This window comes from Methylobacterium guangdongense (genome assembly GCF_038442355.1).
Classification (GTDB): Bacteria; Pseudomonadota; Alphaproteobacteria; order Rhizobiales; family Beijerinckiaceae; genus Methylobacterium; species Methylobacterium guangdongense.
This window is the reverse complement of the sequence record NZ_JBBXMX010000021.1, coordinates 46529-59767: the sequence shown is the minus strand read 5'-3', so window position 1 is coordinate 59767 and position 13239 is coordinate 46529. Positions and strand designations below refer to the sequence as shown.

Genomic DNA, 13239 nt, shown 5'->3' with positions numbered 1-13239 from the left:
CGCCCCCCTCCATCCTATTTCTTGTCGCCGGGAAGGACGGCGCTGAGCACCTGCCGGGCGGTGTCGACGAGCAGGTGCCGCTCCTTCGGGTCTCCCTTGCCGAGCATCGACATGAAGTTCTGCACCTGCTGGAAGGTGAAGAACGGCGGCAGCGGCGGCACCTCGGGGTCGGTCTTCACCTCCAGCACCACCGGCACCGGGCTCGCCAACGCCTCGTCCCAGGCCGCGCCCATCTTCTGCGGATCGTCGACGTAGATGCCCTTGAGGCCGATCAGCTCGGCGAACTTGTGGTAGGGCACGTTCGGAATGTCCTGTGACGCCTCGAACTTCGGGTTACCCTCCATCACCCGCTGTTCCCAGGTGACCTGGTTCAGATCCTCGTTGTTGAACACGCAGCAGATCCAGGTCTTGTTCGACCAGCGATGCATGTACTTCGAAACGGTGATCAGCTCGGCCATGTTGTTCATCTGCATGGCGCCGTCGCCGACCAGCGCGATCACCGGCCGGTCGGGATGAGCGACCTTGGCCGCGATGGCGTAGGGCACCGCCGCGCCCATGGAGGCGAGGCCGCCCGACAGCGAGCACATCTGGCCGCGGCGCATCTTCAAGTCGCGGGCGAACCAGTTGGCGCAGGAGCCGGAATCCGAGGTGATGATCGCCCGCTCCGGCATGCGCGGTGATAGCTCCCACGTGACGCGCTGCGGGTTGACCGGATTGGCCTTGGCCATCGCCCGGTCCTCCGCCTCCTTCCACCAGGAGACCATCCCCTTCTCGATGCCGGTCCGCCAGGAGCCGCCCTCTTTCTTCTGGTCTAGCAGCGGTAGCAGGGCGCGCAAGGTCTCGGCGGACTCGCCGCACAGCGGCACTTCCATCGGATAGCGCAGCGATAGCATCTCCGGCGAGATGTCGATCTGTACTCCCCGGGCCTGCCCCTCCTTCGGCAGGAATTCGGCCCAGGGAAAGCCGGAACCGATCATCAGCAGGGTGTCGCAATCCTCCATCATGTCCGACGAGGGCTTGGACCCGAGCAGGCCGATGGTGCCGGTCACGAAAGGCAGGTCGTCGGGGAGAGCCGCCTTGCCGAGGAGGGCCTTGGCGACGCCGGCCTGAAGCTTGTTGGCGACGGCGATGACCTCGTCGGTGGCGTGCAGCGCACCGGCGCCGACCAGGATGGCGACCTTCTTGCCGGCGTTCAGCACGTCGGCGGCTCTGCGCAGGTCGGCGTCGAACGGCACGACCTTGGGGGCGGTATAACCGACACCCGAAAAGGTGTTGCCGTGCTTGCGCACCGGCGCCTCGTAGGGGACGTCCTGCAGGTCGTTCGGCAGGATGATGGCCGAAACCTTCCGTTCGGCCTTGGCGATGCGCATGGCGCGGTCGACGATGTGACGGACCTGCGCGGGCGAGGACGCCTGCTGCACGTAGGCGGCGACGTCCTTGAAGACGCTCGTGAGGTCGAACTCCTGCTGGTAATGCGCGCCGTTGACGTTGCGCGCCTGCTGGCCGGCGATGGCGAGCAGCGGCACGTGGTCCATGTGCGCGTCGTACATCCCGGTGAGCAGGTGCGTCGCGCCGGGGCCAGAGGTGGCCATGCACACGCCGACCTCGCCGGTGAACTTGGCGTAGGCCGCAGCCATGAACGCGGCCATCTCCTCGTGGCGGACCTGAATGAACTCGAAGGGCAGGTCGTTGCGCTGCATGGCGCCGAGCAGGCCGTTGATGCCGTCACCCGGGTAGCCGAAGATCGTCTTCACGCCCCACTCGGCGAGACGCTTCCAGAAGAAGTCGGCGACGGTGTCGGCCATGTCGAATCCCTGAAAAATGCGCATCGATAGCCTCGCATAGACAAATTATGTCGGTGCGATGCGATATATCGGATCCTAGTGCGCTATCGTTCCCAGCTAACCGGTCTCACGATGCACAGTTCCTATTTCGATTGCGAGCGACCAAACGATCCCGTGAAGTGACGTCAGCCTGCCCCATGCGTGAGGTCGATAGCGTAGAGGTGCTGCTTCGACGTGATAAAGAGCCTTCGCTCGTCGGGCGAAAAGCAGAGGTTGGAGCACACCTGCGGCGTCGGGATCAGCCCGAGCCGGTGTCCCTCGGCGGAGAACACCTGAATCCCGGCCTCGGAACTCGTCCAGATCCAACCGCGGCTGTCGGTCCTCAGGCCATCGGGAATGCCGGGTTCGACCTCGGCGAAGACGCGTCGGTTTGCGAGCGTCGGTCCCTCGGCGACCTCGAATGCGAAGATCGTATGCCGATCCCCGCCGAGGGAGCGAGAGGTGTCGGTGACGTAGAGCGTTCGTCCGCAGGGAGCGAAGGCGAGACCGTTGGGCTGCTCGAGGTCCGCCATGCGTACCGCCGCCCCGGTATTCGGATCGAAGCGATAGACGCTTTGATGATCGAGTTCGGGTTCGGCGAGTGCGCCCTGCTTCGGTAGGACGAGGCCGTAGGCGGGATCGGTGAACCACAACGCACCGTCGTCGGCGCAGACGACATCGTCGGGCGAGTTGAAGCGTTTGCCCTGGTACGTATCGACCACGACCTGGTAACGCCCGTCCGGCAGCGTCCGAGACAGGCGTCGAGTGCCATGCTCGCAATGGATCAGCGCGCCGTCGCGGTCGATCGTGTGGCCGTTGATGAACGGCGTCGCATCGACGACGACCTCGACGCAGCCGTCGTCGCGCCAGCCGAGGACACGGCGCCCCTCGACATCGGACCAGATCAGCATCCGCCGAGCCGGCCACCAGACCGGGCCCTCACTGAAGGTCGCCTGATCATAAAGGGAGACGAGCCGGGCGTCGTGCGGCACGACCTCGGCGAAGCGGGGATCGAGTGCCCGAGGCGCATCGACATGCGCGACCGGATCCGGTGGGCCAGCATGGCGAACCACGTCAGGCATGCCATTCGTCTCCTCGGTGATGGCGGCCGACGCTCGCTCGGCGTTTTCTCAGCCCCTTCCCGGCAAGACGCACGACGGGATCGCGTTCGCCGGTCCACGGGATCGTGATGGATGCAATGGCACGCTCAGCCCCCGCCGCGATCGACGACCGGTCCGCAGAGGCCCAACGCCGTGTTTACGACGCCGAGATGTGTCAGGGCCTGGGGGAAGTTCCCGGCGAGACATCGGCCAGGTACGTCGTACTCCTCCGAGAGGAGACCGACGTCGTTGGCCACGCCGAGCACCCGTTCGAGATAGGCCTCGGCCAATTCATTGCGCCCCTGGAGGCGCAGGCAATCGGCCATCCACAGCGAGCACGGCAGGAACGCCCCTTCGTCGCTGGCGTCCCCCTTCGCACGCATGCGCCGGATCAGACCGTCCTGGTCGAGGTCCGTCCTGATCCGCTCGATCGTCGCCGCCATGCGCGGCTCCTCGACCCCCAGGAAGCCGACGAGCGGCAGCAGCAGGAGACTCGCGTCGAGCTCCGGGCTGCCGTAGCTCTGCGTAAAGCTGCCGAGGCCAGCGCTCCATCCCTCGCGGCAGGCTTCGGCGTGCACTCTGTCACGGCTCGCCGTGAGGGTCGCATGAAGGTCCCGAGGCATCTCGCAGTGCCGTAACGCCCGGTCGAAGCCGACCCAGCACATGGCCTTGGAATAGGTGTACCGCTTCGGATCCCCGCGCGACTCCCAGATTCCGGCGCCGCGATCCTGCCATATCTGGGCGAGGTGTTCGACGAGCCGCCGCTCGACGACACGCTGATGGTCCGTCGCTACGATGCCGACGCGTCTCGCCAGGGCCAAGGTGTCCAAAACCTCGCCGTAGACATCGAGCTGCTTCTGGGTGGACGCGGCGTTACCGATGCGCACGGGGCGCGCCTCCCGGTAGCCCGGCAGCGCGTCCACGGTCCATTCGGACAGGTGCCTGGACCCATCGACGCGATACATGATCCGGAGCGCGTCGGGATCGTCGGCGATGGCACGCAAGAGCCAATCGCGCCACGCCGTCGCCTCGGTCTTGAAGCCGGCATTGAGGAAGGCACCAAGCGTGAACGTGGAGTCCCGCAGCCACGAATAACGGTAATCCCAGTTCATGCCACCGGCCGGCACCTCCGGCAGACTCGTGGTCGGTGCGGCGATCAATCCACCCGAGCGCGCGTGCGTCAGGGCTTTCAGCGTCAACAACGACCGCTTGACCGCGCCGGGCCAACGGGTGCGCGCGGCATCGAACCCCGAAATCCATCCTTCCCAATGTGCCTGTGTCGCTTTGAGGGCGGCGTCGGCGTCGAGGCGCTTTGCGTCGCCGCACCAGGACGCCGTGCGGGTGAGAACGAACGTATGGCGTTCGCCCTCGCGCAGCTTGAACGTCCCTCTCGCTCCGCCGTCCGATACACCGACAGGCACGCTCGTATGCAGGGTTAGATGATGTCGTCCGGCCACAGCCACGGCACCGCCGTCATGCGTCTCCCACCACGGCGCCAGCGCACCGTAATCGAAGCGCGGACACACCTCCCAGTCCACCTCGACGGTGCCGGACAATCCCTCGACGATGCGGACCACGGCCGATATCGTCTCGCGGATGGGCATGAAGTCGGTGATCCGAACCGTTCCGTCGGCGGTCCTCATCTCGGTCTCGAGGATCATCGTGTCGCCGCGATACCGACGTGCGATGTCGTTGATCGGCGCCCGAGGTGCGATCGACCAGCGGCCGTTCCTATCGGTTCCGAGAAGCGCACAAAAGCATGCGTCGTCGGAGAAATCCGGCCAGCAGAGCCAATCGATCGAGCCATCCCGCGCGACGAGGGCAGCGGTCTCGCCATCGCCGATCAGGGCATAGCTCTCGATAGGTTTGCTCAAAGCTAATCTCCTCGGCGCAGCAGGTACTGCGTGTCTCGCCCTGACGCGTCTTTCGGCTCGCACATCGTAGAATAAGGAGTCTACTCGGCGAGTCGCCCCTTGATGTGGTCGGCGACCCGGAGTGCGTTAGCGATGATCGTCAACGTCGGATTGACCGCCCCGATCGACGGGAAAAAGCTCGCATCCGTGACGTAGAGATTATCGAGCTCGTGCGCCTTGCAGTTCAGGTCGAGCACCGAACTCTTGGGGTCGGGGCCGAACCGGAGCGTTCCGGCCTGGTGGGCAGTGCCACTCAGAGGGATGTTCTTACCGAGATAGAGCGAGCGCTCGAACAGGTAGGTGTAGGCGCCCCCGGGCCGCAGCAAGTCGGAGAGCTTGCTTCGCAGGCGATCGTGGGCCTCGCGATTGTTTTCCTCGATGTCGAGGATCACTCGGCCATCGCGATCGAGCATCACCCGGTTGTCGGGATGTGGCAGATCTTCGCTCTGCAGCCAGAAGTCCATGGAGTGGCGCGCGACCATGTCGAACGGGGCGTTCGGCAGGAAGCCGGTCCATTTGGGAAATTCCTCGCCGCGGATCTGGTCCGGATGCGTCTTAGCGCACATCTGGATCAGGCCCATCGGGTATTCCCAGTCCTTCGACGCGAAGTAGAAATCCGAGACCGCGAGCGTCTTCTGGAAAACGGTGTCGTTCGCCTCCTTCGACAAGGCCATCAATACCGACATGTTATGGCGCATGTAGTTGCGCCCGACCTGATCGGAACCGTTGGCGAGGCCGTTCGGATGCGTGGCATTGGCCGAACGCAGGAGCAACAGGGCGGAAGAGAGTGCGCCGCAGGCGACGACGACGATGTCGGCGCTGTAGCGCTCTTCTCGGCCCTCCCGGGTCACACAGACCCCGGTGACGGTGCGGCCGGCTGGATCGGTTTCCAGCCGCGAGACGTAGGCGTTGACCAGCAGCGTGACGTTGTCGTGCTTGGCCAACGTCGGGTCGACGGTCATCACCTGGGCATCGGCCTTGCCGTTCAGCAAGCATGGAAAGCCGTCGAAGGCGTCGCAGCGGATGCAGATGCTGGTGGGGGTCGGCCGACCGCCGCGCTCGTCGAGCTTAATCCCGAGCGGCAGGTGAAATGGGTGCAGCCCTTCCCCTGACCAATCCTCTGAGAGCTTCTGAATGCGCGGTTCGTGGCTGACGGCCGGATGATCATAGGGTCCACTCGACCACGGCTCGGTCGGATCCTCACCGCGTGTGCCATGGACGGCAAACAGTCGCTCCGCCTGTGCGTAATACGGCTCGAACTCGGCGTAGGAAACAGGCCAAGCCGGCGAGATCCCATCCACGTGTCGAACCTCGCCGAAGTCTCGCTCGCGCAGGCGGAACAAGGCGGCACCGTAGACCTTCGAGTTGCCTCCGACGTAATAATGCAACGCTGGGCTGAATGACCGTCCATCACCGCCGTACCACGTCTCACGCGCCTGGTAGGCCCCGTCCACGAAAACGGTCTTGGCCGACCAGTTGTCCTGCGAGCGCGGAAGATAATCGCCACGCTCCAACAGCAGGATGCGCTTACCCGTATCGGCGAGCCGTGCCGTCAGTGAACCGCCGCCGGGCCCAGACCCGATGACGATGACGTCGTAGTGGTCCTGAGGCATCGATCAATCCGGCGCTACGGCGTGTTGAGAAAGCCGTCCTCGCGCAACATCGTGCGGATAGAGGCGTTCCGTATCGGGCGCTCACGGGATCGTGCTGACGAAGCTCAACCTACCTCCCGGTGCGATACGAAACCGGGGAAACTCCTGGATCGAAGTGACGTTGAGCACCGCAATCGTACCGTCAAACATTTTGCGCTGGAGCGACCTGTGCCCTTCCCGAAGACCTTAGCATGACTTGGCTCGACCTGATTGCAGTCCCTCTCCTGGCCAAAATCTGTCTCGTCAGCATGTTTCCCCTGAGCGCCTACGACAAGATCGTCCACTGGGGCGAGGCGATGGATCAGGCGAAATCCGGACCCTTGCCGTTTCCAGCGCTGCTACTGATCCTCGGCATCGCCGTGGAGGCGATCACGCCGGCTCTGATCGTGATCGGACTCTGGGACCGTGCCGCGGCATTCGTTCTCGCCGGGTTCTGCGTGATCACGGCATTGTTGTACCACCAGTTCTGGAGGTTCCCGCGTTTCTGGTCGAAGAACGGCGATGGTCGGGCGCATCTCTGGGACTTCTTCAAAAATTTCGGTCTGGTCGGCGGCCTCTTGCTCGTGGTGATCGGCGGGAACTACGAGCCTGTCTCGCAAGTGGCGGCGCGTCCTCTCTCGAACGGACCGAGTAGCATCACTCCAATCCTCGACCATCGCTGAAGGACCTGTGAGCATGTCCGATCAACACGACCAGGGAACGCCACCGACGCTGCCGTACTGGCACGTCTATACCGATGCCGACGGCTTGAGCCGCCAAACACTGTTCGAGATCTCCGCGTTCAAGTTCGAGGGTGTGAACCCCGAGACGGCGCCGCAGTGGAACGCCAAGCAGGAGCCGTCGAAGGCTGCGGTGACCTTCACGGTGCTGCCGGTCGGTTGGGTCGGGCAGTGGCACGAGAACCCGAAGCCGCAGTGGATCGCGATCCTGTCCGGACGCTGGTTCGTCGAGACCATGGATGGCACGCGGGTCGAGATGGGTCCGGGCGAGCTGATGATGGGCGAGGACCAGAACACCCGCGAGCGAGACGGCAAAAAGGGCCATCTTTCCGGCACGGTCGGCGATGAGCCGTGCACGATGATCGTCACCGGCCTCGACGTCGAGCCCACTGTAAACCAGCCCGGGCGCTTCCGCTGATCGAGGACAAGCCGATGTCTGAGGACAGAACCCTCTCACCCGGGCGCATGCTCCGCCGGCCCGGTCGACCGGGCAAAATCGACGGCTTCACTTGCGTCGAGGTGCATGATCACCGGTTGGCCGCCGTGCTCTCGCCTGATGCTGAATGGGATGTGCTCTACACCTTCACTCTACACGGCGAAGGCACGGTCTGGGACACGCCGCGGGATCGCCTCGTCTGGTCCGACGTGCCGAACCGGCGCCTCCTGGCGTGGTATCCGGACGGCCGGGTCGAGGTGGCCATCGACAACACGCAGTTCATGAACGGCAATGCCCTCGGCGCGGACGGCTACCTGGTCCACTGCGAGCATGGACGGCGCTGCATCAGTCGCTCAGACGGGGACGGTCGGCCCGAGCCGATCATCACGCACTACGATGGCAAGCGCTTGAATTCGCCCAACGACGTCACCGTGGCGGCGGACGGCGCGCTCTGGTTCACCGATCCGATCTTCGGCATCCTGATGCCGAACCAGGGCAGCATCGTCGATCCGGACCTCGACCACCGCAGCGTCTACCGCTTCGACCCGCGCGACGGGTCGCTGCGCCGTATGGCCGATTTCGAACAGCCGAACGGCCTGTTTTTCTCCCCCGATGGGCGCAGGCTGTACGTATCTGACACGGCACGCTCGCTCGGTGAGATCATCGGGGGTCATGAGCGTGATACCCACGAGATCCTGGTGTTCGACGTGGCCGCGGATGGCACCCTATCGAACCGGCGCCTGTTCTGCCGGACAGACCATGGTTACCCGGATGGGTTCGCAGTCGACGAGCGTGGCTGGGTCTGGACCACCGCGGGAGATGGGATACACATCTACGCCCCGGACGGCGTCCGCCTCGGTTTCATCCCGACGCCAGCCACACCTTCTAACTGCGCGTTCGGTGGTCCTGGTTCACAACGCCTGTTCGTCGCAGCTACATCCTATCTACTTTCGATCAAATTGATGACTTAATGATCTATACAAAACCCAACTCATAATAGACAATACGTAAGTTTAAAATGCTATGAGATTCCGTAGCGTTCCTGACGCGAACGGCCGATCACAGCTGATAGCGTCCGCTTACGGGACTTCGTCAGGGCCACCTGAATGACCGAAATGGGCGCAAAGCTGCCGAACTTTACGGCTCAGCCGACCTCAGCTTCGCGCCAGAAGCGGAGCTCCGGTACTTGCCGGAAAGCGGACACCTACAGTCACGCAAACGAAGATTTTCGATACATGTACTATGGCCTCGCTGGCTAATCGCTTCGGTCGCATGAGACCGTGTTTGTTAAAGCTGTTGCGCAATCTATGTCACGCGCAGATTGCGCGAGGGGTGTTATTGCAGAGAACATGACTTCTGCCCCCAGGCGAGTTAGATTAGCTCAATGGACTACGTTCACATCGCCATTCCCGCGATGATCAAGGAGCAAGCGCGAAACCGACTGGCTGTGGTCACTGATCGAGGCTGCTCAGCTCACCATCAAGCTGCATGCTTCCGACGTCCACTTCGGGCGGCGCGGGTTGCCAGAGGGCTTGGCGGACAAGCCGGACACCCTATGGGCTGGGCGGAGGCGGTCTCGATGGTTCTACCCATTGGCGCGTCAAACTGGCCGTCCGCCAATTGGTCAATTTGAACAGCGAAGTCTTCTGGTTGGACCGAGTACATCCCCCCACGCGCACCTTCAAAGCCGCAATTCCACGAGGCGAGCGCCTGTCCATATCGCAGAGCTGACTGGACGCCACCCGTGCCGATCCTGCGCAGCCCATCCTGTCCCCCGACGGCCGCTCTAGCTATGAAGCCAGCGGTGCACCAGTCGCCGGATCCGCAAGTGTCCGCAAGTCGTGGAGCAGGGATGGCGCTCATTTGCTCCCAATCGGACACGCCTCTATTGAGCCGGTGACGATATTTGAGGCCCTGTTCACCCAATGTTTGGACTTCGAGCAGCGTGGCCGAGCTATCCGCCATGACGCCCTCGATGCCTGTCAACCGCTCGTCGGCGTACTTGACGACATGGGCAAGTGCGATTGCCTCCGCCATCAGCTTGTCCGTTGATTTGCCCGATGGTTCGAACACAACCAGTGCACCCCGGGATGAAGCCTCCGCAGCCAGTGTGAGCGATGCACGCGAGAGCCGGTCCAGGAAAAACACCGACGCGCCGTCGAGCGCCGGTTTGATCGCGTCTGCCGCAGTGACGGTGATCGCCTTAAATGACGGCAGCCACTCGCCGCAATGCGGGCACGCCCACGAGAAGCGGTGCTTGGGCCGACCGTCCCGTCCACGGCGGATCTCTTGAACGATGATGGGCGTGTGACTCGTCGGCGCGCAGTTCGCCCAGTCCAGATGAACGCCCCACCGAGCCATATCCGAGCGCACGCGATCGGATGCCGGATCGCCGTTCATGCGCGCGATCGGGTAGGCGTCCCAACCAAGGAAAGCTAAGATCGACAGGACGTTGCCGCACGTCCCACCGGCCCAGGAGCGAACTGGCTCGCCAGGATCGGGACCAATTACCAAGTCGAGCGCGATGAGGCCAGCCCCGAAAACCTTAGGATTTGTGACAGAAGTCATGGCGCACTCTTCCCTTCTGCCAACAACGCCGATCTCGGCCGAGGATAAATCTCACCCTCCAGCCAGATATGAACAAGATGCGGCTCGGCGATTTCCGCCAGAATCGACCCCTCCATCTCGTAGCCGATCGGCTCGAGGTGGGCGACGGGCAAATCACGCTCCAACGCCGCCATCAATGCTCCGAGTGCCATGACCTTGCTGCCGAGCGGCGAAAGGACGAGCATCGAGCCGCCGGTTTCAGTGAAGACCGGCTGACGCAAGTCATCCAGCCGCAGGATCGTCCGATAAAGATCCACCGGATCGCTTTCGTCGGCGTAAACGATGTTGCGCGTGTCCACTGACCAGGTGCTCTCCAGCTCGGTAATGTACTCCGCAGCCAGGGCATCGCCGAGGCGCGGGTCGCTCGCCGGGAAGGGAAGGATGGGGCAGGTGTCGTGCGGCTCGACAAAGTCGTACAGCCGCCCGAGCGCGCCCCGCCGTCCGCTCGCGAGTTGCGGAAGCCAGAGCCGCGCCGCTTCGGCGGCGGCGAACAGCGTCGAGCCGCCCTTGAAGCCATGAACATAGCCCGGCGCGTCGCTGGGGATCGAACGGATATCGGCGTCGAGCCGAGGATCGTGCGCGACGAACACATGCAGGTTGGCCGGTCCCCTGCCGCGGCCGATCCGCTCGGCGAAGTACCGGATGATCGGAAAGCTCGTCCCCACCGACAGGGCGCTGACGTCGACGACGATGTCGGTCAGGCCTTCGAAGTTCTGCCGGTTGAGGATCCCGATGATGTTGCGGCCGCCGATGACGGCGCCGTCGGGACCGAAGATCTCCACCGGCACGATCTCCCGCTCAGGAACGGCCGCCAGTAGCGCCGTCGTGTTGGCGCCCGCTCGATCAACCTGGCCTTGAGGCGGGTTCGGTCGGTTCTCCTTGATGAAAAGAGCCCGAACAGACGCTCCGACCTCAGATAGCCGTGAAGCGACGGCGCGCGAGCGCGGATCGAAGCCGGCGCCGGCCAGCAGGAGGATTCGGCGATCCTCCTGGGCGAAGTAGTCGGGAAGGAAGCTATCCACCTCTCCCCCGCGGTGAGCGACACACGGATCCCAGCGGCGCAGGCGAGTCACCTCAGACCTCCGCGAGCAGGCGGACGAGATCGTCGGTCCGCCGCTCAAGGAAGCCGCCGCGCTTTAGAGTCAGCCCGTGGTGGAGAAGCAGGACGCCGCCGAGCTCGATCAGACACCATAGCCGCTTCTTGGTGCCGTGGTTGGGTACGAGGACGAAGGCGTTGTAGGCCACTCCGAATTGTAGAACCCTCGCAAGGTGCGGGTGGGTCTCGGGGATGGCGTCGAATTCCTCCTGGAGGATGCCGAACGCGGTGGCACCGCCGCCGAGGGACGCATTGCCTTCCAGGCTCTTCGCCAGACATTCGGCCGCAAGCCCGTCAGCGAGGCGTCGAACGAGCTGGAACTGCGGGAAGTCCCACTCGCGAACCATCTCGCTCGCCCGCTCACGGAGCAGCTTGTTCTGCACGCCGCTTGCCAGCATGGCGTCCTTGCCTCGCCGGATTAGCTGCGTTTCCGATTGCGAGACGAGCCGCGCAGCCAGTTGCAGAAATTGCTCAGCATTCTCGGAGCTCGCGTCACAGAGCGTGTCGATGCTGAAGAAGTAGGGCCGATCGTACCTGTGAAGGAGGTGGATTCGAGCGCCGTCAGCGACCCCTGCGTCCGCCGTCAACGGGCGGCTGGGTTCGGCGTCGCCGTCGGCCTCCTCGAACAGGCCGCGTTGCGGGATGCGTTTGGCGTAACGCTCGAGTAGAACCGCAAGCATGCCGAGACGCAGATCCTCACCGTTGTCCTCGGCGGTGGCGAGATAGTCGTCGATCTCTCTCTCTAGACCCCGCCGCCGCTCCGCCGACACGCCGTATCGGCGTTGCAGCGCATCGACGTGCTCGGCAAGCTTGACGCGCTTCCCGGGTGCGATCACCTCGGAGGTCGTTGACAGGAGATCGCCTAGACTGTGCAGGCGGCGCTTGTTGAAGACCTCCATCTGGCTCAGGTAGCGCCCCGCCATGTCCTTCGCCATTTTGCGGAAGGCCCGACGTTGGTTGCCTCTTTCCTCGCCGCTCTGCATCCAGATGTCGGTGATCTCGCGCGCCCGTTTCAGTCCTGGTTCCTCAGCGTCCGCCGCACGGTCCAGCAGCACGTCGCCGGGTGTCAGCGCATCGAGGCGGGTCAGCACCCAGCGCGCCACCTTCAGCTCACGCCGGGTGAGCCAACGGCGGAGGGCTGCGAGCTGGGTGGGATGCAGACTGTGGGCGTCGTCGAAGATGACCAACGGCCGGAGTTCGAGCACCGCCGCGCCGTCGGCGATCCGAAACGCTTCGATCACATCGAACGGGCGGTAGACCGCCACCGCCTCGCGGTCGATGTCCTCGACGTCCGGCGGCACCAGCGCGGCCGAAATCTGGTAGATGGCGAACTCCACCTCCCGGGCGCGGGCGAGCAGAGCCGGCCCGGCGGTGCCGCCGATGGCAGCCAGCGCGGCGTCGGCATCCACGCGCGGGACGATCTCCACGTGCTCGAGCAGCACGCCCGAAGCCTGAATGTTGCGCAGCCAGGCTAGCACAGTGCGGGCCTGGAGCAGCGCAATCATAAGACCCGTCTTGAGGTCATCAGAATACGGGAACTCCCAGAACTCCCGGTACTCCGCCTCAAGCGGAAGCCGTCCGCCGACAAGCGTCGGCCGCTCGTCAACGATCGCCCCGCAGGCGGTGAGCGTGTCGATCAATGGCTTGTAGCTCGTGATGCCGCGGTTGCGCAGCAGCGTCCGCAACGTCGTGAACTGGAAGAGGCGCGCCAGCGTGGTCTTGCCGCTGCCGGGCGTGCCGATGATAATCGCCAAGCGGTCGTAAAGTCGCCCCTCCTTGGCAGGTTTCTGGAAAAAGGTGGCGAGGGGCTCAGGGGTGACGACGGCGAGAAAAGCTTCGTCGTCCCTGAGATACTCGGTCGCACGCTTTTCGAAAGGGTTAGCCATGTTGCGT

At 64.0% G+C, this 13239-nt stretch carries 10 protein-coding genes; 3 read left to right on the top strand and 7 right to left on the bottom strand.

Going from position 1 to position 13239, the window contains the following annotated elements; genetic code table 11:
- Positions 1-14: 14 nt before the first annotated feature.
- The 4 genes from AAHG09_RS26515 to AAHG09_RS26500 form a co-directional block, all read right to left on the bottom strand.
- Positions 15-1805, bottom strand: a complete 1791-nt coding sequence (locus AAHG09_RS26515) for a thiamine pyrophosphate-requiring protein (protein WP_342110495.1) — start codon at positions 1803-1805, stop codon at positions 15-17.
- A 164-nt stretch (positions 1806-1969) separates the two neighbouring features.
- Positions 1970-2815: an SMP-30/gluconolactonase/LRE family protein gene (locus AAHG09_RS26510; RefSeq protein ID WP_342110494.1), complete on the bottom strand. Its 846-nt coding sequence runs from the start codon at positions 2813-2815 to the stop codon at positions 1970-1972.
- 215 nt (positions 2816-3030) lie between these two features.
- Positions 3031-4797 carry a glycoside hydrolase family 15 protein gene (locus AAHG09_RS26505; RefSeq protein WP_342110493.1) on the bottom strand — a complete coding sequence of 589 codons (1767 nt, stop codon included), beginning with the start codon at positions 4795-4797 and terminating at the stop codon, positions 3031-3033.
- 80 nt (positions 4798-4877) lie between these two features.
- A complete protein-coding gene (locus AAHG09_RS26500; protein WP_342110492.1) occupies positions 4878-6449 on the bottom strand; it encodes a GMC family oxidoreductase in 1572 nt (523 codons plus the stop codon).
- A gap of 230 nt (positions 6450-6679) precedes the next feature.
- On the opposite strand from AAHG09_RS26500, the gene AAHG09_RS26495 reads away from it, so the two are divergent.
- The 3 genes from AAHG09_RS26495 to AAHG09_RS26485 are packed head-to-tail and all read left to right on the top strand — an operon-like array spanning position 6680 to position 8614.
- Entirely contained in the window at positions 6680-7150 is a 471-nt protein-coding gene (locus tag AAHG09_RS26495) for a DoxX family protein (protein WP_342110491.1), read from the top strand.
- Between the two features lie 13 nt (positions 7151-7163).
- Positions 7164-7625, top strand: a complete 462-nt coding sequence (locus AAHG09_RS26490; protein ID WP_342110490.1) for a cupin domain-containing protein — start codon at positions 7164-7166, stop codon at positions 7623-7625.
- Positions 7626-7639: 14 nt separating this feature from the next.
- Entirely contained in the window at positions 7640-8614 is a 975-nt protein-coding gene (locus AAHG09_RS26485) for an SMP-30/gluconolactonase/LRE family protein (RefSeq protein WP_342110489.1), read from the top strand.
- 508 nt (positions 8615-9122) lie between these two features.
- Here AAHG09_RS26485 and AAHG09_RS26480 read toward each other — a convergent pair.
- From AAHG09_RS26480 to AAHG09_RS26470, 3 genes are read right to left on the bottom strand one after another with little or no spacing between them, the layout of a single operon-like run.
- Positions 9123-10211, bottom strand: coding sequence for a PfkB family carbohydrate kinase (locus tag AAHG09_RS26480; RefSeq protein WP_342110488.1), 1089 nt, complete (start codon positions 10209-10211; stop codon positions 9123-9125).
- Entirely contained in the window at positions 10208-11272 is a 1065-nt protein-coding gene (locus AAHG09_RS26475; protein WP_342110487.1) for a hypothetical protein, read from the bottom strand. Before AAHG09_RS26475 ends, AAHG09_RS26480 begins: the two co-directional genes overlap by 4 nt.
- Before the next feature lie 52 nt (positions 11273-11324).
- On the bottom strand, positions 11325-13232 hold the full coding sequence (locus AAHG09_RS26470; RefSeq protein ID WP_342110486.1) for a hypothetical protein: 1908 nt from the start codon (positions 13230-13232) through the stop codon (positions 11325-11327).
- Positions 13233-13239: the final 7 nt, after the last annotated feature.

Bases quoted from the DNA above. Each gene is read 5' to 3' on its own strand.
- AAHG09_RS26515 (WP_342110495.1), bottom strand. From the start codon at position 1,805: ATGGCCGACACCGTCGCCGACTTCTTCTGGAAGCGTCTCGCCGAGTGG.
- AAHG09_RS26500 (WP_342110492.1), bottom strand. From the start codon at position 6,449: ATGCCTCAGGACCACTACGACGTCATCGTCATCGGGTCTGGGCCCGGC.
- AAHG09_RS26495 (WP_342110491.1), top strand. From the start codon at position 6,680: ATGACTTGGCTCGACCTGATTGCAGTCCCTCTCCTGGCCAAAATCTGT.
- AAHG09_RS26490 (WP_342110490.1), top strand. From the start codon at position 7,164: ATGTCCGATCAACACGACCAGGGAACGCCACCGACGCTGCCGTACTGG.
- AAHG09_RS26485 (WP_342110489.1), top strand. From the start codon at position 7,640: ATGTCTGAGGACAGAACCCTCTCACCCGGGCGCATGCTCCGCCGGCCC.
- AAHG09_RS26480 (WP_342110488.1), bottom strand. From the start codon at position 10,211: ATGACTTCTGTCACAAATCCTAAGGTTTTCGGGGCTGGCCTCATCGCG.
- AAHG09_RS26470 (WP_342110486.1), bottom strand. From the start codon at position 13,232: ATGGCTAACCCTTTCGAAAAGCGTGCGACCGAGTATCTCAGGGACGAC.